This window comes from Algoriphagus jejuensis, from assembly GCF_039523455.1.
In the GTDB taxonomy this organism is placed as follows: Bacteria; Bacteroidota; Bacteroidia; order Cytophagales; family Cyclobacteriaceae; genus Algoriphagus; species Algoriphagus jejuensis.
This window is the reverse complement of record NZ_BAAAFI010000002.1, coordinates 412,797-436,291: the sequence shown is the minus strand read 5'-3', so window position 1 is coordinate 436,291 and position 23,495 is coordinate 412,797. Positions and strand designations below refer to the sequence as shown.

21 protein-coding genes are annotated in these 23,495 nt (G+C 47.1%); 6 read left to right on the top strand and 15 right to left on the bottom strand.

Annotated elements, in window-relative coordinates; genetic code table 11:
- Positions 1–17: 17 nt before the first annotated feature.
- On the bottom strand, positions 18–422 hold the full coding sequence (locus ABD031_RS02870) for a DUF4890 domain-containing protein (RefSeq protein WP_343848293.1): 405 nt from the start codon (positions 420–422) through the stop codon (positions 18–20).
- Positions 423–507: 85 nt separating this feature from the next.
- Positions 508–1,851 carry an NAD(P)/FAD-dependent oxidoreductase gene (locus ABD031_RS02865; RefSeq protein WP_343848292.1) on the bottom strand — a complete coding sequence of 448 codons (1,344 nt, stop codon included), beginning with the start codon at positions 1,849–1,851 and terminating at the stop codon, positions 508–510.
- 146 nt (positions 1,852–1,997) lie between these two features.
- Between ABD031_RS02865 and ABD031_RS02860 the strand changes: the two genes are divergently transcribed.
- Positions 1,998–2,705: a YebC/PmpR family DNA-binding transcriptional regulator gene (locus ABD031_RS02860; RefSeq protein WP_343848291.1), complete on the top strand. Its 708-nt coding sequence runs from the start codon at positions 1,998–2,000 to the stop codon at positions 2,703–2,705.
- Between the two features lie 18 nt (positions 2,706–2,723).
- Positions 2,724–3,290 carry an inosine/xanthosine triphosphatase gene (gene yjjX, locus ABD031_RS02855; RefSeq protein ID WP_343848290.1) on the top strand — a complete coding sequence of 189 codons (567 nt, stop codon included), beginning with the start codon at positions 2,724–2,726 and terminating at the stop codon, positions 3,288–3,290.
- Between the two features lie 199 nt (positions 3,291–3,489).
- Here yjjX and ABD031_RS02850 read toward each other — a convergent pair whose 3' ends face one another.
- Complete coding sequence (locus ABD031_RS02850) at positions 3,490–4,374, bottom strand: NTPase (protein WP_343848289.1); 885 nt, start codon at positions 4,372–4,374, stop codon at positions 3,490–3,492.
- A 171-nt stretch (positions 4,375–4,545) separates the two neighbouring features.
- On the opposite strand from ABD031_RS02850, the gene ABD031_RS02845 reads away from it, so the two are divergent.
- Both ABD031_RS02845 and ABD031_RS02840 read left to right on the top strand, forming a co-directional pair.
- Positions 4,546–5,478 carry a M28 family peptidase gene (locus tag ABD031_RS02845; RefSeq protein ID WP_343848288.1) on the top strand — a complete coding sequence of 311 codons (933 nt, stop codon included), beginning with the start codon at positions 4,546–4,548 and terminating at the stop codon, positions 5,476–5,478.
- 50 nt (positions 5,479–5,528) lie between these two features.
- A complete protein-coding gene (locus tag ABD031_RS02840; RefSeq protein ID WP_343848287.1) occupies positions 5,529–7,307 on the top strand; it encodes a chloride channel protein in 1,779 nt (592 codons plus the stop codon).
- A gap of 418 nt (positions 7,308–7,725) precedes the next feature.
- Here the strand turns inward: ABD031_RS02840 and mtgA are convergent, their stop codons facing one another.
- From mtgA to ABD031_RS02820, 4 genes are all read right to left on the bottom strand, one after another.
- Entirely contained in the window at positions 7,726–8,421 is a 696-nt protein-coding gene (gene mtgA, locus ABD031_RS02835; protein WP_343848286.1) for a monofunctional biosynthetic peptidoglycan transglycosylase, read from the bottom strand.
- Positions 8,422–8,427: 6 nt separating this feature from the next.
- Entirely contained in the window at positions 8,428–9,222 is a 795-nt protein-coding gene (locus ABD031_RS02830) for a class I SAM-dependent methyltransferase (RefSeq protein WP_343848285.1), read from the bottom strand.
- 87 nt (positions 9,223–9,309) lie between these two features.
- Positions 9,310–11,247 (bottom strand): DUF3857 domain-containing protein, encoded by a 1,938-nt coding sequence (locus ABD031_RS02825; protein ID WP_343848284.1) that lies wholly within the window; start codon positions 11,245–11,247, stop codon positions 9,310–9,312.
- A 4-nt stretch (positions 11,248–11,251) separates the two neighbouring features.
- The gene (locus ABD031_RS02820; RefSeq protein ID WP_343848283.1) at positions 11,252–13,108 is read right to left on the bottom strand and encodes a DUF3857 domain-containing protein; all 1,857 of its coding nucleotides are present in this window, start codon (positions 13,106–13,108) and stop codon (positions 11,252–11,254) included.
- Between the two features lie 198 nt (positions 13,109–13,306).
- On the opposite strand from ABD031_RS02820, the gene ABD031_RS02815 reads away from it, so the two are divergent.
- Positions 13,307–13,771, top strand: coding sequence for a MaoC family dehydratase (locus ABD031_RS02815; protein ID WP_343848282.1), 465 nt, complete (start codon positions 13,307–13,309; stop codon positions 13,769–13,771).
- Between the two features lie 138 nt (positions 13,772–13,909).
- Here ABD031_RS02815 and ABD031_RS02810 read toward each other — a convergent pair whose 3' ends face one another.
- From ABD031_RS02810 to ABD031_RS02795, 4 genes are all read right to left on the bottom strand, one after another.
- Positions 13,910–16,348 (bottom strand): outer membrane beta-barrel protein, encoded by a 2,439-nt coding sequence (locus tag ABD031_RS02810; RefSeq protein ID WP_343848281.1) that lies wholly within the window; start codon positions 16,346–16,348, stop codon positions 13,910–13,912.
- Between the two features lie 207 nt (positions 16,349–16,555).
- A complete protein-coding gene (locus tag ABD031_RS02805; protein WP_343848280.1) occupies positions 16,556–17,161 on the bottom strand; it encodes a superoxide dismutase in 606 nt (201 codons plus the stop codon).
- Between the two features lie 103 nt (positions 17,162–17,264).
- Positions 17,265–17,708, bottom strand: coding sequence for a nucleoside deaminase (locus ABD031_RS02800; RefSeq protein WP_343848279.1), 444 nt, complete (start codon positions 17,706–17,708; stop codon positions 17,265–17,267).
- A 12-nt stretch (positions 17,709–17,720) separates the two neighbouring features.
- Positions 17,721–18,857: a hypothetical protein gene (locus ABD031_RS02795; RefSeq protein WP_343848278.1), complete on the bottom strand. Its 1,137-nt coding sequence runs from the start codon at positions 18,855–18,857 to the stop codon at positions 17,721–17,723.
- A gap of 247 nt (positions 18,858–19,104) precedes the next feature.
- On the opposite strand from ABD031_RS02795, the gene ABD031_RS02790 reads away from it, so the two are divergent.
- On the top strand, positions 19,105–20,214 hold the full coding sequence (locus ABD031_RS02790) for a Na/Pi symporter (protein WP_343848277.1): 1,110 nt from the start codon (positions 19,105–19,107) through the stop codon (positions 20,212–20,214).
- On the opposite strand, the gene deoC is transcribed toward ABD031_RS02790, so the two are convergent.
- The 4 genes from deoC to ABD031_RS02770 all read right to left on the bottom strand — a co-directional run bounded on the left by deoC (position 20,211) and on the right by ABD031_RS02770 (position 23,460).
- Positions 20,211–20,879: a deoxyribose-phosphate aldolase gene (deoC, locus tag ABD031_RS02785; protein ID WP_343848276.1), complete on the bottom strand. Its 669-nt coding sequence runs from the start codon at positions 20,877–20,879 to the stop codon at positions 20,211–20,213. The two genes, ABD031_RS02790 and deoC, sit on opposite strands and share 4 nt — an antisense overlap.
- A 9-nt stretch (positions 20,880–20,888) precedes the next feature.
- Complete coding sequence (locus ABD031_RS02780; RefSeq protein WP_343848275.1) at positions 20,889–22,097, bottom strand: NAD(P)-dependent oxidoreductase; 1,209 nt, start codon at positions 22,095–22,097, stop codon at positions 20,889–20,891.
- Between the two features lie 254 nt (positions 22,098–22,351).
- On the bottom strand, positions 22,352–22,906 hold the full coding sequence (locus ABD031_RS02775) for an FKBP-type peptidyl-prolyl cis-trans isomerase (RefSeq protein ID WP_343848274.1): 555 nt from the start codon (positions 22,904–22,906) through the stop codon (positions 22,352–22,354).
- A gap of 2 nt (positions 22,907–22,908) precedes the next feature.
- On the bottom strand, positions 22,909–23,460 hold the full coding sequence (locus tag ABD031_RS02770; RefSeq protein WP_343848273.1) for an FKBP-type peptidyl-prolyl cis-trans isomerase: 552 nt from the start codon (positions 23,458–23,460) through the stop codon (positions 22,909–22,911).
- Positions 23,461–23,495: the final 35 nt, after the last annotated feature.

Sequence of the window (23,495 nt, the reverse complement as noted above, 5' to 3'; positions counted from 1 at the left end):
GCTTTCTTCATTTTACTTTAGTTGTTTGCCGGCTTCCTGCGGGGCATATCATCCCGGCGATGATCCTCGCCTCCAGGTCTTCGTTTGTCTCGCTGCTCCAGCTTGATCTCCTCCCATTTGATCCGCTGCTCTTCCGTGAGGATTGAGTTGATTTGCTCCTGATGAGCTTTCATTTCTTCTCTTTTGGCATCTCTTTCGGTCTTTTCCTGCTCCATTTCAGCTTGTCGCTTTTTCGCCTGATCTAGGTTGAGGGCAAGTATCTGTGCCTTCTGATCCTCCGAAAGCTGAAGTTCCGTCGCCATTTTCTCTGTTGCGTTTTTGGCCCGTTTCTCCGGATTTGGCGTTTCTCTTTTCTGCTGTTGTGCGGCTACACTTAGACTGGTAAACGCCAAGAGTGCTGCTCCAATGATCCACTTTTTCATGTTGTTTTTGGTTTTGTTTCGAGCGTTAGACCTCGCGACGCAAACCAAGTTTAATTCGCCTGCAAAAATCAGATGTTAAGGAATCTTAATCAGAAGAGCTCTTCTCTTCAATTAATTCCTTTCGCTCGGAAGCCCTCACATATTTCGGCTTAATCAACAGCCTCAGACTTGAATCGAAATTAAGGTAGTTCCATGACCAATCGAGAAAAATGAAAACCTTGTTCTTCACCCCGAGAATCGCCATCAAATGGACAAAGAGCCACGTCAACCACGCAAACAAGCCTTGAAACTTGAAAAAAGGCAAATCCACCACTGCAAGCTTTCGGCCTACGGTCGCCATAGATCCGAGATCTTTGTATCTAAAAGGAGTCATTTTTTGTCCCTTTTTCTGCTTGAAGAGATTTTTTGACAGATTCTTAGCCTGTTGGATTGCCACCTGTGCAACCTGAGGATGACCTTTCGGAAAGTTACCACCTGGCAAAAGACACTGATCACCCAACACAAAAACTCCCTCACACCGATCGAGTTGATTATACTCGTTTACCAACATTCGCCCGTTGCCAGCGTAGACGCTGGGGTCAAAACCCTCGATTCGATTCGGCTTGATCCCTGCAGCCCAGAGCAGTGTCTGCGTCTCAATGGGTTCGTTGCCAGCGATCGAAACGACCTTTCCGTCGTAATCCAAGACTTTGGTCGCCAACAAAACTTCCACGCCGAGCTCCTGGAGATAGCGAAGGGCGTGATTTTGAGCTTCCTCGGACATCGCGGCGAGCAGCTTTGGCCCAGCCTCGATGAGCACCACCTTCATATTTTTGAAACTCAACTCCGGATAGTCCTTGGGGAACACATTATTTCTCAATTCGGCCATCGCACCCGCGAGTTCCACGCCTGTCGGACCTCCCCCGACGATCACCATATTCATCAGGGACTTACGCTCCGCGATGCCCGGGAGCGTAATGGCTCGTTCATAGTTTGAGATGATCTTATTTCGGATATACAGCGCTTCCGATACTGTCTTCATTGGGGAGGAATAGTACTCGATGTTTTTTGCTCCAAAGTAGTTGGTGTCAGCTCCCATTGCGAGAACGAGATAATCATAGTCGATGTATCCGATATCGGTAAAGATTCTCTTCTCGGTGGTATCCACACGGTCTGCCTCCGCCATCCTAAAACTCATATTGGAAGCACCATGGAAGATCTTACGCAGTGGAAAAGAAATCGCACTAGGTTCCAGACCAGCAGTGGCAACTTGATAAAATAGTGGCTGAAACTGATGGTAGTTGTTTTTGTCCAATAGGATCACCTGGAAGGAACTGTTGCGAAGACTCATTGCGAGTTTCAATCCGCCGAATCCGCCGCCTATAATTACCACTTTGGGCAGATCGAGCTTGGGCAGATTCGGAATCGGGAGATGGTCGGAGTTGTTCATAGAAAGGACGTTTTATTCGATACGGATTCAGTTGGTACAAAGACAAAAATCTCCAAAGAATTGGTCTCTTTTTGATAAAAAAGCCCTAGGTTACTCATAGTAAAAAGATTTGCTATTTTTGCCCACGGCTAATATTAGGTATAACTATGGGAAGAGCATTTGAATTCCGAAAAGAGAGAAAGTTTAAGCGCTGGGACAAAATGTCCAAGGTATTCACCCGACTGGGGAAAGAAATAGTGATGGCAGTGAAGACTGGTGGCCCTGATCCCAATACCAACACCAAGCTTCGAACAGTCATTCAAAATGCAAAAGGTGCCCAAATGCCCAAAGACCGCATCGAAGCAGCTATCAAGCGGGCGTCCAACAAGGATGAAAAAGACTACGAAGAAGTAGTGTACGAAGGCTATGGCCCATTTGGCATTGCTTTCATCGTAGAGACCTCCACTGACAATACTAACCGAACCGTTGCCAACACAAGATCTTACTTCTCCAAAGCAGGCGGAGCGCTCGGTACTTCCGGCTCAGTCAGTTTTATGTTTGATCGCAAAGCCGTGTTCAGATTTGCCCAGGCGGATCATCAGCTCGATGAACTGGAGTTGGAGCTGATCGACTTCGGTCTGACGGAGATCGCCGAAAACGAGGGAGAGATCTTTGCCTATACCGAGTTTGAAGATTTTGGGTCTATGCAAAAAGCCCTGGAAGATCGCGGGATTGAGGTAATCTCGGCAGACTTCCAGCGATTCCCAACTACTTTGACCGAGTTGACTGAAGAGCAGGAAGAGATCATTCACAAGCTCATCGACCGTCTCGAAGAGGACGATGATGTCAACCAGGTATTTACCAACATGGCCTAACCAGCAGAGGCCTGACTTATGAATTTCAAAAGAAGACAAAATTTCCAGCCCTCCGACAAGCTTCTCGTTTTGGTCGGAAGCAAAAATCCGGTGAAAATCTCCTGCACCGAAGATGCCTTCACCCGGGCATTTAACAAAAGCTTCCTGGTAGAGGGAATAAATGCCGCCTCAGGAGTATCCGATCAACCAAAAGGAGACATCGAAACACTCCTCGGAGCAAAAAACAGAGCGCAAAATTCCCGTGAGGTGTTCCCGGAAGCCAACTATTGGGTAGGGATCGAAGGGGGACTTGATCAGGATGACTTCGGGATGTATGCCTTTGCCTGGATTTTCATCTTGGATAGAGAGGGGAAAGCTTCTCAATCCAAGACCGGCACCTTCTATCTACCCAAAGCAGTCGCCGATCTGGTGGATAACGGGATGGAGCTTGGCAAAGCCGATGACGTGGTATTTGATCGGGAAAACTCCAAACAGCAGGGTGGTTCGGTAGGTATTCTCACCCACGGAATAGTGGATCGCAATGAATATTACCGTCAGGCCATAATCCTCGCGTTAATTCCTTTTGTCAATGAAAATCTTTTTTAAACTGCTCCAAAATCAAAAAAAATTCAGAGAAACATGGGTTTAATTGAAAAATTTATTGAAAGTCATTGTATTTGATGAAATTTCTCAGTTTTTTAGAACAGTCGTAGGCTTCCTCGATTTTCAATTTCGATTCTTGAAGTAAAAGTTGCCAAAATCACCCCCAACCCTAAATCAAGTTTATAGACCTCCGAAAGGAGGTCTATTTTTTTAGGTTGGTCAGAAAGTTGGCCAGCGCTCGCTGCCAGTCGGTATCCGCATCCCACTCCGGGCCAATGTACAGTTCGTCCCGCACGATAAGTTTAATGTAATATTTCACCACCGTCTTTGCACCTTCCTCGCCGACGATCGGCTCTAGACCCATGCTCTGCATCAAGTCAGCCTGTCTGCCCTCCACTTTGACCAATAAGAATTGAACCCGATCACCGACAAGCTCCTCGTCGGTTTTTGCCTCGGTTAGCCATTCAATTTGATGAGGGTACAGATTCTCAAAGATCGATTGAATCTGGGATTTTTGGGCGGCTTGCTCCGCCAAAATCGCCTCTTGGGATTTGCCCAGCAAGTCATATCTAAAATAGCTCAACAGGCCTGTTTCAGCTGAAGATCCCTCCAATGGTATCCCAAGCTTAAAGACTTCGAGGTTCAGGGGATTTCTAGGCAAAAACCTTTGCTCGGATTGAGCAACTTCCTGACTGCTGATCTGCGGAAATTCAGGCACGTCGATCACCAAGAGATTTCGAGATCTTGTGCCTTTTCCTGCCGCAGCGAGCAGCGCGCCTGCCTCGGCCCAGTCTTTGCCAGCGATGCCATATAGACTAGTAGAGGCAATCATTCTTCCGTCCCCACTGAATGGCCCTACATGGATGCTCAGGTTTTCTCTCTTTCTGGTGACCAGAATGACATTTTTAACTTGCCGAGTGGCAAAAGCACGCGCAAAATCTGCCTGCCTAGCATCTGAGAGTGCTACCTGTTCCAGCTCAAAATAGCCGACTGGATCACCCCCCGCCTCCACCAAATACCTATGAACACTGTCGGCCAATTGTTGCCAACTCATCGCCGGCCGAGCCCCTGGATCTGAGGAAATCATGACGATAGACTTGCCGTCAAAAAAACTTTCCGGGGGCCCTCCTTGAGCTAAAACAAGATGAAGTGAAAGAAAAAAAAGGAGAGCGCTACTGATATATTTCATCAAATTCAGACGTAGTGACGGTAAGCCTAGTATTTTTACGAATATACATAACGGAAAACAGTTCACCAGATGCATTCCAATTTCAGCAAATTCCTCTTTTTATTCTTTGGCCTACTCAATTCCACTTTTTCACACGCCCAAAGTGTCGATTCCAAGGAATTGTTACAACACCTCGAATTTCTTTCTTCTGATGCGCTTGCGGGGCGAAAGCCCCTGAGTGCGGGAAGCATGGAGGCCAGAAAATACATCTTGGGTGAATTGACCAGCTATGACTTGGTCGAGCCACTCTATCCTGATTTTATCCAACGATTTTCATTCACAGGACGCAATCAAACGAAATACGAGGATGCGGCAAATCTCGTCGCCTTCATCCCAGGCAGCGGGTCGAGAAAGTTGATCGTCGTCACGGCACATTACGATCACGTCGGCGTTGGGAAGCCGGACGCGGCGGGGGATTCGATCTACAACGGCACCGACGACAATGCCTCTGGAACTGCGGCCTTGTTGGAATTGGCCAAGTATTTCTCCAAAAACAGACCAATACACAGCATGATGTTTGTCGCCTTGGATGCTGAGGAGCTGGGATTACGAGGGGCAAAAGCGTTGGTGGAAGATTTCCCTTACCCTCTTGATCAGATTCTGCTCAATGTGAACATGGACATGATCTCAAGAAGCGATAAAAATGAGCTCTACGCTTCAGGGACGCATTTTTATCCTCAATTCAAACCTATCTTGGAGAAAGCCTCCAAGGGCTCCAGTCCAACACTGATGTTCGGCCACGACCTTCCGGGAACTGGTCGGGAAGACTGGACTAACCAGTCGGATCAAGGGGCTTTCTACGCAAAAAAAGTTCCTCATATCTATTTTGGAGTAGAGGATCATGAAGACTATCACAAACCCTCGGATGAATTCGAAAAAATCAAACCCGAGTTTTATATCAATGCCGTAAATCTTGTACTGAAATGTATTTTGGCACTTGATAGTGAACTGCCTACCCAATAACCGATCAATACCGGAACGACGCTGTCTGAACAAAAAAAACACAAACTGATTTGGCTAAAAGTGATCTGATAACCCGACTCTTGATCTGGAGGCTCCGACATCTGAGCAACAAAGGATTCATATTGATCCTGAGTGGATTGATAGGCATCTTTTCCGGACTGGCAGCAGTCATTCTCAAGTCGCTGGTGCATGCGATCCAGAGCTTTCTGACTGATGGCTTCTACAAGGAATACGCCAATTTCATGTACATCATCTATCCGCTGATCGGTATCTCAGCCGCTTACCTGATCGGTCGCTATGTGTTGAAAGATGTCGGGGGCCATGGGATTCCGGATGTACTTTTCAATATCTCAAAAAAGTCCAGTCTTATTCCAAGGGTAAAGACTTTCAGTCGGGTGATCACCTCCGCCTTCACAGTCGGCTTTGGCGGCTCAGTAGGGCTGGAAGCACCGATGGTGGTCACAGGATCAGCCATCGGCTCCAACGTGGGCGTATTGATGCATCTTAACCCGAAAAAGCGGACACTCTTGATCGGATGCGGAGCTGCCGGAGCTATTTCGGCCATCTTCGGTGCACCCATCGGCGCCGTTATTTTTGCCATCGAAGTCATTCTTTTGGAAATCAGCACGGCCAGCTTCATCCCTCTTCTCATTGCATCGGTAATGGGCTCGGTAACATCCATGGTGCTGATCGGCGAAGAGTCTCTTTTCAATTTCCAGTTGAAAGAATCCTTTATTGCGAGCCATCTGCCATACTACCTGCTGCTGGGGATGGTCTGTGGCATGGTCTCGCTCTACTTCAACAAGATGGTAAGGGGGACAGAGAAGATCATGGACGACATCGGTGACCAATGGATGCGAACCATGTATGGCGGAGCGCTGATCGGTGTGATGGTGTTCTTTTTCCCACCGATCTATGGCGAAGGTTACAGTACATTGAATATCCTGATTGACGGAAACTATGCTGAAATCCTGGAAAACAGTGTTTTCTTTTCTACAATCGAGAATCCCGCAATCATCATCCTATTTCTAATCATGATCGTATTGGTAAAGCCGATCGCTTCCGCCGTCACGATTGGTTCCGGAGGCAGCGGGGGAATTTTTGCTCCCTCACTATTCGTGGGAGGTATCGTCGGCTTCATCTTCGCCTACTCCAACAATATGCTCGGCGCACACATCTCTTTGCCGGTAGCTCATTTTACGCTCGTGGCAATGTGCGGACTGATGGCCGGAGTCCAACACTCTCCCCTGTCGGCGATATTCTTGATCGCGGAGATTACCGGCGGCTATGAGTTGTTTGTGCCCTTGATGTTTGTCTCAGCGATCGCATACACGACCTCGGCTCACTTCGAAAAAGACAGCATCTACAAGCTCCAACTTAAAGACCAGGGAAAGCACCTGCCCGAGACCAAAGACCAGGAACTACTCGACACTATCAATATCTCTCATGTCATCGAGCGGGACCTGCTTCCCATCCATCCCAATGCGCAGTTGAGAAACCTAATTGACCTGGTGAAAATCTCCAAGCGAAACATCTTCCCCGTAGTCGATGAGAATCAGATTCTCCGTGGAATCGTCACTCTGGATGACTTCAGAGGGATTATGTTTGATCCCGAAAAGCAGGAAAAGGTGCTCATCGGCCAACTCATGCACAGCCCACCAGAAATCCTATTGGCTACTGATAATATGCAATCAGCCATGGAGAAATTCGAAAAATCAGGAGCATGGAATCTTCCCGTTGTGGAAAGTGGGAGGTATCAAGGCTTCGTTTCGAAGTCCAGAATCTTCAATACCTACCGAAAAAGGCTCATTAGTCTTAAGCAGGATTAGCTTCCAAAAAGAATAAAATTCGGTCTTAAATTTATCCACCATTCCTCCGGCATTGAGTACTGATTTTCTTAACGTTAGCTACAATTATCCACAAAATTACCTTTTCTGAAACAGACTCAATATACTGTTTTCCAGAGTCTTACATAAACCCAAAAAGTGAGTGTGGATAAATAATCGAAATTGTGGATAAATTTCCCTTGCAAAATTTGATGCTAAAATCAGCGGTTTCAGGGGCTATTTTGCCCACTACGCAATCGGCGAATCCAAGAGCGATTTGGTAGGGCGACGGCTCAGATTTTAGAATAATGTTCTGATTTCCACGAGAGAGTCCAATACTTCGATGCACGGCCCGAGAAAAAACCACGTACTCAAATCAATGAAATCAGAATTTTTATATTTTAACGACTAGAGTACAAACTCAAATTCCGAAGCCAACAGGAGCCAGATTGTTCATTTGTCTCAAAATCCATGTTTGCCTTCCCTGGATATAGCCAGTCGGCTTAGCGGGGCTCCATCGGCGCGGATTCGGCAGCACGGCAGCAATTAGAGCCGCCTGGCCTCGCGTGAGTTTCTCAGCAGATTTTTTGAAGTACACTTGGGCAGCCGCTTCGATACCGTAGATGCCATCCCCCATCTCGATTACATTCAAGTACACTTCTAGGATTCGTTCCTTGGACCAAATCAACTCCACCAAGACGGTGAAGTAGGCTTCCAGTACTTTTCTTACATAGCTTCTGCTGGGCCATAGGAAGACATTCTTAACAGTCTGCTGTGTGATTGTGCTGGCGCCCTTGACACGCTTGCCCTTTTTGTTGTTTTCCCAGGCTTTCTCCATCGCTTCAAAGTCAAAACCCTGATGGTCTAAAAATTTTTGGTCTTCGGCAGCTACGACGGCCTGTGGAGCATTCTTGGAAATCTCCTCTATAGATACCCAGTCCTTTTCGAGACGCACGTCCTTTTCCGCATCAAATGCCTGTTCAAGAACCCGGATAACCATCAGCGGCGTGATCGGCACCGGCACAAATCGATAAACAATGACTAATCCTATGGAAAGGCCCAAAAACCAAAGGCTTGTCTTCCATACCAATCTCCAAATCCAGCTTACTATCTTCATGGGCGGCTATACCGTTGCATTTGCGTGTACAAATTGGTAGAAAAAAACCGCATTTTCATCTGCGAGAATCCGATCCAGGTCACTTTCCATTGCATCAATTTCAAATTGGGAGATAGCCCCCGACTCCAGCAGTCCCGGCGCACCGCTTTTCATGAGGATCTTCCAAAACGCTATAAATCTCCCAAGTTCTTCCGCCTGACTTTGATCCAGATGAAATCCCCCGTGTGAAATTTTGATATCCCTGAAACCCGCATGGGTCAACAGATTTCCAAGCTGGCTGCCCACATCGGGGTTTCCTCCAAACCCGATCTGCTGCTCATTGTACACCCGGTAGTAATACGCCAACGCCGGAGATTCAGGCTGGTAATAGAAAGTCGAATTAAACACCTCGGTGATGTGGATCTTGGCTCCGGGCAAGAGATGCTCCCGGACGCGCTTCATCACGGTCTGCGGGTCGGTGATATGCTCCAGCGCCCAGCAGATAAACACAGCGTCAAACCTCTCCTCTAATTGCAGTTTCTCCGCGTCCTGACAAACCAAAGTCACCCGATCCGAAAAGCCCTTCAGGTTTTCCGCAGCCTTAGCCAATTGTGTTTCCGAAAAATCAACCGAGGTAATCTGTAGATCAGGAAACAATCCCAACAAAACGGCCGTCTGCGCACCGACACCACTGCCGATCTCCAGGAGTTTTTTACAGCCAAAGAAATCTACCGAAGGAAAAATCAGGGGAGCCAAAAATCCTGCCTGATCGATCAGCCGCTGCTGTTCCCGGGAATCGTATCCATGAAGGTACTTGACCATAGGTGGTTTTTTGACGAAAATAACTGAGGATTTCCTCCTACACAAGTTCCGAACCGTTCAACCCTCTCGGACTCCACATGGTCCGATTCAATCTGCGGCAGGAGCCTTGATCAGAATTACCGGAGTGGCCAGCTTAGTTGCAACACTTTCCATGAAAAACTTCAAATCTGCATATCGCACTGGACTGATCAAAGGCTCTCTTACTTCGAATTTTGCTGTAATCTTAAATATATCCCCAAGGTTCTCGGTCGAGTATAAGAAAGTGATTGCTGATCCAGGGATCGTAATCGACTCATTGGTCGGATAATCGTCCAGTTCATAGCCTTCTGGAATGACCAGATTTGCAGTATAGGTCTCCTTGAAAGCGTATTCGAAGTCGACCGGAAAAACTCTGAAATCTTGGGTAAATGGGTTTTTGGAAAACTGGGAAATCTGCAAAGGATTGAATACAAGCATTTCTTCCTGAGCCGCATTCTTCAGTACCGATTGAAAACTGATATTGACCATGTTTCTTTCCTGAAGTCGATTTTCGACAGACACATTTCTGATCTCAAAGGCCTGGTAGTTTTCGTTGAAAAACTCTTCCAAGGGCTTATTGCCGTCTTCCAAATCTTCGATCTTGTGCGCAGCAGCCAATCCTTCATAGAAAGAGTTTCTGATGCTGTTGTCAATAACCAATTCCCCGGATTCTTTGTCCAATTTAATGTTAGAAAAGACCAGTTTATTGGAACTGTGCTTAATGTCGATGCTGATCAGAGAGCTGGCGTTTTTCTTCAAGAGCAAACCTCCTTTGACATGCTTGTCGAGATCCACGTAGCCAAAAGGTGCCAAGGGATCACTCAAATCGAGAAACTGGTTTTGTCCGTCTAGATTGGCGATCAACAAGATCTCGTCAAACTGACTAAGAAATGGAAACGGCACGATTTCGCTTCGGCCATATCCTTTGCTTCCGATGAGTACCGGACTGCATTCGATTCCCAACGACTTCAAGATGCCCATGTAGGCCAAAATAAGCTCACCCGGCGCACCTTTTTTCGATTTCAGCAACTGTGGCAGCGTCTGTTCGGTATAGATCCAATCCGAGCCTTCGTTGACGAAATTGTCTCGGATATAGTAGTAGGCAATTTCCGCTTTTTCTTTCTGGGTACCGCTGCTCAGGTCGAGCGACAGGACCTCGCGTTCCAACGGATTGGTTCGATAAAAACCTTTGACGGAATAATACTCGATCATTTCATCTCCGAGCTTTTCCCAGGTATTCAGATAATCAGCCCACTCTGGCCCTGAGGTCGTCGCCGCTCGCTGATACCGGGAAAGCTGGAATTCCACCCGATCGACGTAGTCTCGGTAGTTTTTCATATAAGGTTCCTCCTTCAGCGCATACAGATCCCGGAGTGTCCAACTGTAATTCCCGTAGTCGCTTGTTCTCTCTGATTTTGTAGAAAAATTAGCCCCCTGACCGATCGTTTTGTACTCCAGGTGCGGAACCATGGTGATCTGATACTTGGAAAATAACACCGGCACAGACCGCTGGAAAGTCCATCCGTCTAGAAACTCAATGTTCTTGTCGCCTTTCTTATAAGAGTACTCTAAAATAGAGCCCACCTGAGTATTGGGAAATGAGATGCGCAACTCCTTTACGCCATCTCCAAGATCCACTTCGAAAAAATTGCTCTTGTCCAATTTCGTCACTAGGGGTCGTCCACCATCATAGTTTGTAATCTGCGCCTTCACGCTTGAGATGTTTTCAACATTGCCGGTACCCGCATAAAACCTGATTCGGACGTCTCCATGCTCCTTGCCTGCTTCCGAGAGAATCTTGATACGGTAGAAGTGTTGCGTCTCGAGAATACTATTGTTAATTCTTGATTCTCCCGAAGCAACCAGATAAACGGCTCCGGCGCCAGGCTCGTAGGCAACTTCGTTTAGGTCAATTTCACTTTGGTTGATTTCGCCCATTTTGAGCGTCTGGGCAGCGGCCAAAGAAGGCAAGATGAATGCAGCAGCAATCAAAAACTTTCTAATCATAGATCTATTTGGAGACAGTGGCTAGTGTTGATTTTGTCAAAAGAATAGTGCGGTCAAAGACGGTGTTGATCTTTCTCAAGAGTTCAGTTTCATTCGCTTTAGCAAAATCCTCAGGAATGCGAAGATGTAATTCACGCCGGACGCGGAGTATTTTCCCCTCATGCGTGATGTGAAGGGATCCAGTCGCGTGTTCTTCGTCCAAAGTCACCTTCGGAAATTCACCGTCCGGCTTCCAGTCTTCAGGCAGCTCGATCTCATAGTCATCCTTTTGTTTCAGGGATTTGTTGGCGAGGTGATCTGGACCCAATTTTCCGATGAAAGACTTCAAGATAACGCGTTTGGCCGTGGTTTGGGAAAACCTCTGGACAACTCCATCGAAGGAAAGCTCGGCATTGAGCAGGGAGTCTTGACTCACAATTTCAATTTGGTAACCTTGGACGATCAGGCCGGAAACCGCCGAGTTTCTGTTGAGGTAGTCCCGCTGTTGTCGCTCGTCCAGCGTGTTTTTGACATAGAGTATTTCTTCTGCAAAATTCCCAAAAAACTGTTGCTTGGAACTGATCTTGGCATTGCCCTGAGCATCGATTACAACCTTGGATTGGGATTGAATCAGGTTCCACTCTTCGGACTCGTAGGAGGGCGTTTTCGTTAGATAGCCACCCTCTTTCTTCGTGACCAAGACATGTCGATTTCTGGTAAAATCCCCCAAGAATCCTGCTGGGAGCATGCTGGAAGTACACTCCAGCCAAATCGGATCGGCATCTGTCGGCACCTGCAGGATCACGTGGTTGAATTGATTGGAAGGTAAATCCATCTCGATATCATCAGCGTTGGATCCTGCATAGACTAGGGTGTAGTTGGATGGAATCCCCGCCACCTCCAGCATCGCCTTCATCAAATTGGTCAGGCCCTTACAGTCACCGTAGGCATACTTGACCACGTCGGCGGCGGTCATCGTCTGCCAGCCTCCGATACCCAGCTGAATACTGACGTAGCGAAAATTCTTCTGAAGGTAACTGTATAGAATTTTGACCCTTTCGTAGGGCTCATCCACACCGTCTACCAGATTCAGAATCTTTGCGGTAAAGTCCGCCGGCAGCGCGTCTCGTCCTTTGTTCAATTCGTATTGCCAGGAGGCAAAGCCTGCCCAGTCTTTCATTTCTCCTCGGTATTGATCCAAGGAAAAACTCACCGGAGCAAGCAGGAGCCGGGGATCTTCCTCGGTATCAAAATCTTTCGCTTGTACCGCAAGATCTTTTTCCTTCCAGGTGATTGTAGTGATTCCCGCGGCTTCGTCCTCTACACGGTCACCGGAGAGATTGAGTTCTTTGTATTTCAGTCCCAGTGCTGTCGGATAATGTACGGTGTAGGAGGTTTCAGTCACTTTTTGATTGTAACTAGGGACGGGCGACCAGCTTGGGATATTAAAATTTGACTTGGAAAAAACCTCAGATCTGATCTTGATTTCGATGGGATATTTGGCTGAAGTGACCTCAAAATACTTGTACCGATTGTCGTCAAACACAGTCGAAGTAGAGTAATAGGCCGCGTCACCCATATCTTTCAACCTGGCTTTCTTGAGGGTCTTCCCGGTTGAAGGATCTTTCATTTCAAGCTCAAAGTCCCTGACCTCATTTAATTTGTCATAAAACAGCCGCGTAGTCGCATGATCAATACCATCCGGAGAGGTCACGATCAATCGGCTTTCGACGACTCTGGTATAGGTGTAGTCCGCATGAATAGTGAGCGTGTGATGCTCAGCAAGAACGGAGAAATAGGGAATTTCCTTAGCTGTCGAAGTGGTGTCGGGCGCCGCATTAAGACCCGCCGCTAACAGGATTCCGAATACAAAATTTAGCATGAAAAATGAGGTGATTACCGGCGAAAATAGGTGTAAAATATTTTAAAACTAAAATCCTTCTAAATATATTTTTCCGCGAAATTTCAAAGCTATTTTTAAGGATTTTGAAGGTAAATACTTGAACTTCCATCTTCGAATCCCTTCTTGGATTTACAAAATAATCTCTGCTTCTTTAAATTTTTCAAATAGATTCTTACCATGAACCCAACAGTAATCGGCAGTTTTGAAGACTTTGAAATGCACAATGGACTAGAACTTGGTGCTTCCGAATTTTTCAAAATCACGCAGCCTCAGATCAATCTTTTTGCAGACGCAACCTATGATCATCAGTGGATTCACACGGATCCTGAGCGGGCCAAAGCTCAAGGAGCTTTTGGCAATACCATCGCTCATGGATATCTGACGCTGAGTATAGTGCCGCATCTCTGGGAGCAGATCGTCCGAGTGGAAAATCTCAAAATGATGATCAATTATGGTATCGAAAACCTCAGATTTGCCCAGGCCGTGACAGTGGACAGCGAAGTCAGACTAGTCGCAAAGCTGAAAAATGTCGCCAATCTACGCGGCACTGTCAAGGCCGAAGTCGAAGTAAAGCTCGAAATTAAAGACCAAAAAAAGCCTGCATTTACAGGCTTGTTAGTGTTCCTATATCATTTCTTGTAAATCTGATTTTCAGTTTTCCGGGATTAAAAAAAGTCCTGCCTGGTTGTAAAAACCTGGCAGGACTTCACATTTTTAGCGCTCCTTCTGTTTGCTGGAGAACTTGGAAAAACCACAAATCAATACGGAGAGTCTTTCCTGCTAGTCCAATCTATTTCTTTCTTCTGAGCTACCGGTACTTGACTTTACCCGGAAGCTCTCGCCTTTGGCAAAATTGTATTTAAGTGTGAACCGGATTCCCTGATTGCTTCTATACTGTCGAAAGTTGGTGTCGATGTCTGCGAAATCAACCTTCGCGCGGATCAATTGCGTACGGAAAATGTCCGTGCCATTCACAGAGATCGAAAGTTTATCTTTCATCACCGATTTGGTCACTCCGGCATCTACCCAGCCAAAACCCTGGATCTGGCCCTGTCCCCAGATTTGCGGACTGAGGTAGATTGCCATCAGCTCCATCTTGAATCCTTTTGGCAGGGTGAAGTTCTGCTGGCTTCTGGCCATGTAAGAAACCTGCTCAACGTCCAACAAATCTTCGCCAATTTGGCTTTGAAACTGATTGTAATTCACCTGAAGCATGTTGGAGGTGCTCCACCATTTTTTGATTTCGACAGGGACAATTGCGCGGAAATTCGCGTTTCTCGTCTGGTCAAAGTTGTCGGTATAGGTCGTCGTCGTACGATCCTCTTGATCCTGCACAAACACCTGCATGAAGGTATCCTCTGTTACACTATAGCCCAGGGTAAATTGGTAGGCACCTTTGACAACGTGGTTCATTTCAAAATTTGTCGAATACTGAGGCTTCAGATTCGGGTTGCCCGTCTCGGAAGTCAATGGATCGATGTAGTAGACAAATGGGTTCAACAAGCGATAGTTTGGTCGGGTAATGCGTCGGTTGGCATTGTACACGATCTGATAGTTATCGCTTATTTTGTGTTGGATGAAGGCGCTCGGGAAAAGATTGAAGTAGTTTTGCTTGTTCACCTGATTCAACGTCACGGAGTTTCCCACGATGTCGGAATACTCCCCGCGCAAGCCCGCCTGATAGCTCAACTTCTCGCTAAACGATCCTTTAAAAGATCCATAGGCCGCCAAAACATTCTCCTGGTAGATGAATTGGTTTGAGTTGGCGTCGGGCTCAAAGGGGCCTTCATCCTCTGACCGGCTCATGTCCAGGTCATTGTCAGATTCCACCCAGCTTCCCTTCACGCCTGCCTCCAGTGTTTTACCACCTTTCAAAGCTTTTGTGAAGTCGACTTTCGCGGTGAAAATGGTGTAATACATTTCGTTCAAGGTCAGAATCTGATCAGTGTAGCCTGCGCTGGGATCATTATTTCCAGACCAGTAGTTGTTGTCCAAAAGCGAGGAGCTCTCATTGTCCATGATAGTATAGTCCAGGTCGGCGGAGAATTTACTGCCCAGCGTATCGAGCTTGGCATCGTAGTGCAGGTTGGTAAACAGGCGGTTTCTTGTTCCTTCAGATTCGTTGGTTGACTCTATGAAATTGTTGTAGTCTTGCCCCGGATTGGTCACCACGGTACCGGAGGAGCTATTGTTGGTATCCGTAGACGAGGAAGCCTGCACGTTGAGACCGAGGTTTTGATTAGGCTTCAGCTCATAGTTTGCGGAGCCGACGAAGGATGGAGTTTTGTATCTCGAGGCGATCCTGGAATCTTGATTGAAGCTGGAGATGCCCTCTTCCAACGTGAAGTTTCTGTTGATCTCCAAGTCATTGTAAGCGGCGTATTCATTGTAGTTGAAAGTTCCGTTGGTGGACAGTTTCCCTTTTTTCACGTTTAGGGTCACCCCGGCGTTAGGAGCGAATTGACCATTGTATTGTCCACCCACTTGGATATTCCCAAACATGCCATCGACGTTGTTCTTTTTCAACTGGATATTGATCACCCCGGCCGAGCCCTCGGCATCAAATCGTGACGAGGGATTGTTGATGACCTCGATGCTTTTGATGTTCTCCGCAGGCATAGAACGTAGAAAGTTGGCCAAATCGGTCGAGCTCATGTAAGTAGGTCGGTCATTTATCATCACGGTGGCACCGTTTCGTCCGTTCAAATTGATGTTTCCCTCCTGATCCACATAGATTCCGGGAGATCTGCCTACTACGTCCAGAGCGTTAGAGCCTTCGGCCATGACGGTGCCTTCGACATTGATGACAGTCTTGTCGGGCTCTATAATAATCTCAGGTCGGGAAGCCTTTACGGTAACTTCATCCAGTCCAGTCGCCTCGTTGACGATAGACAGACTTCCAAAATCCTTGATCAGCCCCTCTGTAAGATCAAAGGACTCGGTGGAAAAGGTCTGGTAACCGATCGAAGATATCACGAGTTTCACTTTGGCGGTTTTGGTGGATTCGATGAGGAAATGCCCATTTTCGTCAGAGACAGCTCCGGCCACCAAGCCTCCATCCAGCTCAATCAGGGCCACGTTGGCATAGGGTACGGCTTCACCGGTCTGATCAGCGATTTTTCCGGAGATTTTGGAGACTTCCTTGGGTGAAGCGGCTAGATTGCTCACTCCCAAAAAATAAACAAGCAGGGCAAAAAAGGGAAAGTTGGCAGTTTTCATTGTATAAATAGAGTTGGCTTAGTATGCCATACCTTTAGAAAATGAAATGCCAAGTGCCAACAACCGCCCAAAATAGCCCCAAAAGCCTTTTAGGATCTGCCCCGAAAAAAAACTGTCTCAAAACCGAACAGTATTTTATTCGGTTTAGGACAAAAAAATCCCCGGAAGTTTACCGTCCGGGGATCTGAATTTCGATCGCTGATTGCCTTATTTGGCAGCAGCAAAATGCTTGTTGGCCTCATCCCAATTCACTAGGTTCCAGAATGCCGCGATATAATCCGGTCTTCTGTTTTGGTAATTGAGGTAGTACGCATGTTCCCAGACGTCCAGTCCAAGGATCGGAGCGCCTTTCTTCTCCGCCACATCCATCAATGGATTGTCTTGGTTGGGGGTAGAGCAAACACATAGTTCCTTGCTTTCATTGACACAAAGCCACGCCCAGCCAGAACCAAATCGGGTAGCTCCCGCTTTGTTAAACTCTTCTTTGAATGCATCAAATGAGCCGAACTTGGCATCAATCGCAGCAGCCAACTCCCCCGTGGGAGCACCTCCTCCAGATGGAGAAAGGATATTCCAGAAAAAACTGTGATTCCAGTGTCCGCCGCCGTTGTTTCTGACTGCGGTATTCGAACCGGCTACTTTCATCAATTCTTCGAGAGACTTGCTCTCCAAATCAGTGCCAGCGATGGCATTGTTCAAGTTAGTTACATACGCGTTGTGGTGCTTGCCATGGTGAATCTCCATGGTTTTCGCATCGATGTGCGGCGCCAAAGCGTCAAAAGCATAAGGTAAGGCAGGAAGTGTAAAAGCCATTTTATTGAAATTTTAAGTTAAACATTAGTTTAAAATGAGTCCGTAAACTACAATTTGTCAACCAGTCTTTGAAAAAAAAGGTTCTCCAAGAACGAAAAATGCCTTATTCTCTCAGTTTTCTGAAAAAATCCAAGACCAATTTTTCTGCCTGCTCCGCCATCATCCCTGAAAAAACCTGAGTCTTGGGATGGAGCATTGCTGGATTACTCTTGCGAAAACCTCTTTTCGTATCGGACGCCGCAAAGTGTACTTCCCCGATCTGCGACCAAAATAAGGCTCCCGCGCACATCGGACAGGGCTCCAGAGTGACATATAGTCTGCAATCATTCAGGTATTTGGCGCCAAGACCATTGGCAGCCGCAGTGATCGCCAGCATCTCGGCATGGGCCGTGACATCATTGAGTCTTTCGGTTTGATTGTAGGCTTTAGCTATGATTCGATTTTTGGATACGATCACTGCACCCACGGGTATCTCTCCTTCTTCAAAGGCGATTTTGGCCTGTTTCAAAGCCTCATTCATGAAATACTCGTGGGTGTATAAATCCAATTTTGAAAAGGATTATTGGAAAAAAGCAATGATCTCGTCCCTTACACCCTTATTGATGATGATCGCTAGGATAAGAGAAACCACCAATCCAGCCAAGGCTTTGAGCACGTCTTTTCTTGCCAACCGGAACGCACGTAAAAGCCATGCATTACGTTTTTTGGTTTTTCCATGTTTACCCAAAGCTATCGCCAATTCACGACCGGCGAGCAAACCTATAAACACCCAAGTAGTACTCATGGGCACATTGTTGTACATCTTGAAGTAAAACAGGATGACCGCATAGACCAAGTCCACGATAGTAGCTGCCCGAACATCCGTGACGTTCGATTTCTCATTGACGATCTCCTGTATTTTGTCCCCTTTCATATAGAAAAGGAATCCAAGGCCAATGAATACAAAACCTGCATACACAGAGAATTCGACTGGATTGAGCTCTCGGGGCAGAAAAACCGCAATGTTGGCAGCATCCTGCATGATCCAAACCGACCACAATACCCCGGAAGTGATCCATTGCAGGTAGATCCAATACGACTTAGCCTGTCCTTTGAGGTAGTTTCTGACAAAGCGCTCCAGTAGAAACCAGACGATCATCGCCAATCCAAATGCCAAAAGGTAACCCACAAAGCTCTTGAACATCACGTCAACGATGGTACCAGCCTTGTAGGTGAATACATTGAGCAAAAGAAAAGTCGTCGAAACCGGCATGCGAAGGCGGGTCATGATCAATAATACTATAGGGGCTGCGAGCTGCAAGAACACGAAGCTTTCGGGCGCTTTTTCCAAACCTGGTACGCTGAGGCGTTGGTAGGTCACATCGCCTGCATAGTAAAACCAGCTATAGCTGACCGTACCTACCCAGATCAAGCCCATGAAAAGCCACAGCAGGTACCAAGGTCTCTTGCTATTGGACGCGATGAAGGTACCGATGGTCTGGATACTGTCGTTGGCAATTGCGGAGTAGGCTGCAAGTGCAAACCCAAACCACATAGCCGCATAGGTATAGGGGGTAATCAGGCCTGCGATGGAGATGATGACGCAGATTGTTATCAGAAATGGACGTTCACTTTTTGTAAAATCAAAAATGGAATAAGTTTTCTTCGAAAGCTTTTCCTGATTGATATTTTGGTCAATTGCTTGTTTCTTGGCCATAATTAGGCTGATGGGAGATCGGCTGCAAAAATATGTAAGAATATAGGAATCAATGTTAACAAATTGTTAACTAAGCGAAAAACCTTTTTCCGAATCGTTCCTTCAAAATTGGAATTCCTGAAAAAATTTCAACTTTTACGCGATTTTCTAATTTTATTGTGAAAGCCCATGTTGAGTAAATCTCCCAAAGACTCACGATGTCGGGCAATACAGGGGCTTTACACCAGGTGAATTTCAGTTAGGGTTAATGGAAGAGATCGCAAAAGATAAAACATTCGTTAATAAGGTCAGAAGTTACTTGATTGTCGTCCTTTCGATCTTGCTGTTCATCTTCGCTATTGATCTTCTGACCGTGGCGATGGGCCGACTGAATAGCGAGGTGGCCCGGGAAATCATCGCAGCGACACGCAATCCCTTCATCAGCCTCTTTGTCGGATTGCTGGTGACCGCACTGATCCAAAGCAGCTCCACCGTCACGGCGAGTATTGTGGCCATTGTAGCTTCTGGTAACATGACCCTGCAGCAGGCCGTCCCCATGGTGCTAGGCGCCAATATAGGTACCACACTCACCTCAACGCTAGTCTCATTTACATTCATCACTAAAAGGAAGGAATTTCGACGGGCGCTTTCGTCAGGTATTTCCCATGACGTCTTCAACATCCTGTGTGTGGTTATCCTCTTCCCCTTAGAGCTCTATTTCAACTTCCTTTCTAAAAGTTCCGGTAAGATCGCTGAGCTTTTTGCACCCGATGGGGATGTTACAGGCACGTTTGAATACAACCGGATTTTCACAAGAACCCTGACTGAATGGATCGTGGATCACATCAATATCCCGTTTCTTTCGACGATCCTGGCAGTGTTTTTGGTGTTTTTCTCGATAAAAATCCTGACTACTTCCGTCTATCGCACCTTCGTACTGGATGCCTTCCAGGATATCAGCAAGGTGATTTTCAATAACACCGGTATGGCCTTCCTGTACGGTATCTTCTTTACCGCAGCCGTACAGTCCAGCACGGTGACCACTTCGCTGGTCGTGCCGTTGGTCGCCAACCAAAGGGTCAGCCTGGCGAAGTCATTTCCATTTATTATTGGAGCAAATATCGGTACCACGATTACGGCGGTGATCGCTGCGATGTACAAGACGGAGTCGGCGATTGCATTGGCTTTCGTACACGTCTTATTCAATACCTTGGGGGCTCTGATCTTTTTGCCATTCCCAGAGATCCGTCAAATTCCGGTGAAATTGGCTGATTTCATGGGAAAAACTTCCGTAAAGCATCGGATCTTCGGCTTTGTCTACATCCTGCTGACCTTCTTTATCATCCCCTTCCTACTGATTTACTTCAGTAGAGACTAGGATTGGGGCTGCGCCCGAATCGCTTCCATAATCGCTTTAGCCGAGCTGGTTCCGATCCGATCTGCCCCTGCGGCGATGAGCTCCAGTGCAAATTCCAATGTTTTGATTCCTCCGCTTGCCTTGATCCCGATAATCGAAGGGAGCGTCTCGCGCATAAGTCGGATGTCTTCCACCTTGGCACCGGATGGCGCATAGCCTGTGGAAGTTTTGACAAAGTCAGCCCCTGCATCCTGACAGATCAGACAGGCCTCTTGGATCTGAAGTGGGGAAAGATAAGCCGTCTCGATGATTACTTTGAGTATGCGCTCTTCGGAGTGGCATAACTTTGAGAGCTGAGCGATCTCGATCTTTGGCCAGTTCATCCCAGAATGAAAGGCCGTCTGTGACCAAACCAGGTCCAACTCATCAGCCCCCTGCTTGATCGCCTCGGTGGCTTGAGCCACTTTTGTAGCGGTATCTTCGAAGCCAAAGGGAAAACCAATCACCGTCACCACTTGGATGTCTTGGTCTTTGAGATCACGTTTGGTCTTTTTTATCCAAAAAGGAGGAACACAAACGCCAACAAACTGCTCAGCGATCGCATCTGCGATCAACATATCGACATCCCTATCCGTCATTGTCGGACGCAGCAGGGTGGATTCCAAAAAGCGATTTAACTTTTTCATAAACCAACGTTAATCTTCAGAACTGACAAAATCCATGAGATACATGAATTCGAGCGTCAAATCCCCGTCCCGTGCGATCGTGGCCTTCTCCAGAATAGGAGCATTCTCAACCAACAAAGCCGGAATTACCCACTCCCGCAGCTGCCTGCCAAATTCCGTCGAGGACTCCCGGGGAAGCTCGCAGGGTAGATTATCAATGGCCATGACGGAGATACTCGTCTGACTTCCGAATGCAGGGATCTCTTCGCCCGTTTTTCGATCCACGTCATATACCGGATCCGGAATTGTGGATGCCCGCAGCGTGGTTGGAATTGATCCGCCGATATCGCAACTGATGTCGGCAATCACCGAGAGGGAAAAATCAGGCGAATCGATGTCCTTTCGACTAAATAAGCGCGGCGCCCCCGGATTCCAAAACGCTCCGGCAATCAACACCTCTCCTGCCTCTGCAAATTTGAGGAAATGGCTCTCATACTTCTCGGGATATAAATAAAATTCATCCCGATCAAATCCCCCGTCCACTTTCCGTCGGTTGTAATCCCCAGAGGTCAATACGGCGTATACCGGCTCCTCAAAATAGAAATGTAGAAACTCGTGGGGGTCCACCTCCCGTAGCGAAAGCGCCTCCAAAATTTCCTTGATTCCGCCACCGACACGCCCGGAACCCGTCACCACGATCTTGATCGGAGGCAGCTGGATTTTGCTCAGCTCCTTCCTCAATTCGGCTAGATCCGCACAGTCCGAGGCCCGCTTAATGTCATATAAGGCGGTCTTTTTGCCATAGGTCCAGAGCGCATTGTAGGCCCCGACGATTCCTGCCCAGCGGCCGAAGGCGACCACACGCTGGCCATTATTATTTCGTAGGACTTCGTAGTCGATCAGTCGGATATTTTTATCCAGGATGCTACGGAGCAGCGGCCTGTTGCGGGCTTGTTGTTTGATGGTATGCGAAAAAAAGAAATAGGTCTTTCCCGGTATCAGATCCTTGACCGGTACCTCTTTGATTCCAAAAAGGAAATCAGCCTGGGCCATGTCCTCGCTCACCTCGATCCCGGCGTCCCGGTATTCGTCGTCAGCATAGCCTCTGACTTCGCTTGGCTCAACGACAAAGGTCATCTGACCGCTATACTGCTCGGCTAGGGCTTTCAGCTGATCGGGGGAAAAAGGCACCCTTTTGTCTGGCGGGATCTTACCCTCGCGGATTATTCCGATTTTCATAAAAATCTGCTTACATCGAGGTTTGGTGTAGACAAGAACAAATCTCCCGAGAAGTCACATAGCAAATGTGCTCTGCAGGCACTTGTAGATTCCAAGTTAAAAAGATTTTCGAAGGTGAACCGATTCCACTCTGACAAATGGACGGAATGTTTTGATCCCGACGAAGCAAAAAAATCTCGCAAAGGGAAAAAGAAAAACTCTCCTAGGATTAGATCCTGGGAGAGTTAAAGTTTGCCTACTAGTGCTTGACTGTACTAATCGATTCCAAGAAAGTCCACATCGAAGCGAAGAACAGAGTTGGCAGGGATTCTACTGTTGTTGATCTGATCTCTGTAGGCCCAAGGCGAGGGGATAAGCATCACCGCCTTGGATCCCGGTCGGAGTCTCTTAAAACCAACGTCCCAACCATAGATTACGTTGCCTGAGCCCATCACAAAGCTCAAGGGCAGGTAGTTTCTTCCTTCTACGTAAAGGCTATTTTCTCGGGCCACGCTTTCGATCGAGGTGTCAAAGACCGTCCCGCCTTCCATGAGGGAGCCGATGTAATCGGTATATACCACGGTATTGTTGATTGGGCGTGAGCCGATCCCTTCTTCCTGCACAATGATGACTACTCCACTCGGGTCGTAGATCCGGTAGAGGCTGTCGATCTTGGCGGTATCCAAATACGCGACGATCTTGAGACTGTCGGTTTTCAGGTTTGCGGCGACATCATAGGCGGGTCCGGTATCATAGGGATTGGTAGCCTCACAGGCCATCATCGAAAATACGCCTAGCAATACCAGAATTGGAATCAGTCTTTTGCTCATGATTAATTCTGTGGCCCTTTATCCACTTTTTGTAGGTCAATTTCAAAAATCAAAGGCGAATTGCCTGGAATATCCCCGTTAGGTTGAGAACCGTAGCCAAGTCGAGACGGGAAAATGGCGGTTGCTTTCTCGCCTTCTTTCATAAGAGAGATGGCAAATTCAAACCCTACGATCGCAAAATTGTATCCAGGACGAAATTTCAACGGAGCGTAAGTTCTAGCACTTTTATAGATGTTGTTGTCTTTGGCCACCTGCTCGATCGAAGTGTCGAAAACAGCATTTGTCAACAGCTTCCCAACATAGTCCACGGATACGGTATCACCCAGTACAACTGATTTTCCACCATCGTTAACTACTTCCCAAAACATATAAAATCCCTCGACTTCTTCGCTGTATTCTTTAGCTGAGGGCAGTGTATTGTCAGCGATGTAGGTCTCGATTTCTGCCTTGTTCTGATTCAGAATAATTTCTTGGCTTTGGTCGGGATCGACACAGGACACTACAGAAGCCGCACTTAGAATCAATGCTGCAAATAAGATCAATCGGTATTTCATAAATATTGGTTTAGGTTAAGCTAATCTTCGGCATG

Excerpts from the sequence above, each read along its gene's own strand:
- ABD031_RS02870 (WP_343848293.1), bottom strand. The coding sequence starts at position 422 with ATGAAAAAGTGGATCATTGGAGCAGCACTCTTGGCGTTTACCAGTCTA.
- ABD031_RS02865 (WP_343848292.1), bottom strand. The coding sequence starts at position 1,851 with ATGAACAACTCCGACCATCTCCCGATTCCGAATCTGCCCAAGCTCGAT.
- ABD031_RS02860 (WP_343848291.1), top strand. The coding sequence starts at position 1,998 with ATGGGAAGAGCATTTGAATTCCGAAAAGAGAGAAAGTTTAAGCGCTGG.
- yjjX (WP_343848290.1), top strand. The coding sequence starts at position 2,724 with ATGAATTTCAAAAGAAGACAAAATTTCCAGCCCTCCGACAAGCTTCTC.
- ABD031_RS02850 (WP_343848289.1), bottom strand. The coding sequence starts at position 4,374 with ATGATTTCCTCAGATCCAGGGGCTCGGCCGGCGATGAGTTGGCAACAA.
- ABD031_RS02845 (WP_343848288.1), top strand. The coding sequence starts at position 4,546 with ATGCATTCCAATTTCAGCAAATTCCTCTTTTTATTCTTTGGCCTACTC.
- mtgA (WP_343848286.1), bottom strand. The coding sequence starts at position 8,421 with ATGAAGATAGTAAGCTGGATTTGGAGATTGGTATGGAAGACAAGCCTT.
- ABD031_RS02830 (WP_343848285.1), bottom strand. The coding sequence starts at position 9,222 with ATGGTCAAGTACCTTCATGGATACGATTCCCGGGAACAGCAGCGGCTG.
- ABD031_RS02825 (WP_343848284.1), bottom strand. The coding sequence starts at position 11,247 with ATGATTAGAAAGTTTTTGATTGCTGCTGCATTCATCTTGCCTTCTTTG.
- ABD031_RS02820 (WP_343848283.1), bottom strand. The coding sequence starts at position 13,108 with ATGCTAAATTTTGTATTCGGAATCCTGTTAGCGGCGGGTCTTAATGCG.
- ABD031_RS02815 (WP_343848282.1), top strand. The coding sequence starts at position 13,307 with ATGAACCCAACAGTAATCGGCAGTTTTGAAGACTTTGAAATGCACAAT.
- ABD031_RS02810 (WP_343848281.1), bottom strand. The coding sequence starts at position 16,348 with ATGAAAACTGCCAACTTTCCCTTTTTTGCCCTGCTTGTTTATTTTTTG.
- ABD031_RS02805 (WP_343848280.1), bottom strand. The coding sequence starts at position 17,161 with ATGGCTTTTACACTTCCTGCCTTACCTTATGCTTTTGACGCTTTGGCG.
- ABD031_RS02795 (WP_343848278.1), bottom strand. The coding sequence starts at position 18,857 with ATGGCCAAGAAACAAGCAATTGACCAAAATATCAATCAGGAAAAGCTT.
- ABD031_RS02790 (WP_343848277.1), top strand. The coding sequence starts at position 19,105 with ATGGAAGAGATCGCAAAAGATAAAACATTCGTTAATAAGGTCAGAAGT.
- deoC (WP_343848276.1), bottom strand. The coding sequence starts at position 20,879 with ATGAAAAAGTTAAATCGCTTTTTGGAATCCACCCTGCTGCGTCCGACA.
- ABD031_RS02780 (WP_343848275.1), bottom strand. The coding sequence starts at position 22,097 with ATGAAAATCGGAATAATCCGCGAGGGTAAGATCCCGCCAGACAAAAGG.
- ABD031_RS02775 (WP_343848274.1), bottom strand. The coding sequence starts at position 22,906 with ATGAGCAAAAGACTGATTCCAATTCTGGTATTGCTAGGCGTATTTTCG.
- ABD031_RS02770 (WP_343848273.1), bottom strand. The coding sequence starts at position 23,460 with ATGAAATACCGATTGATCTTATTTGCAGCATTGATTCTAAGTGCGGCT.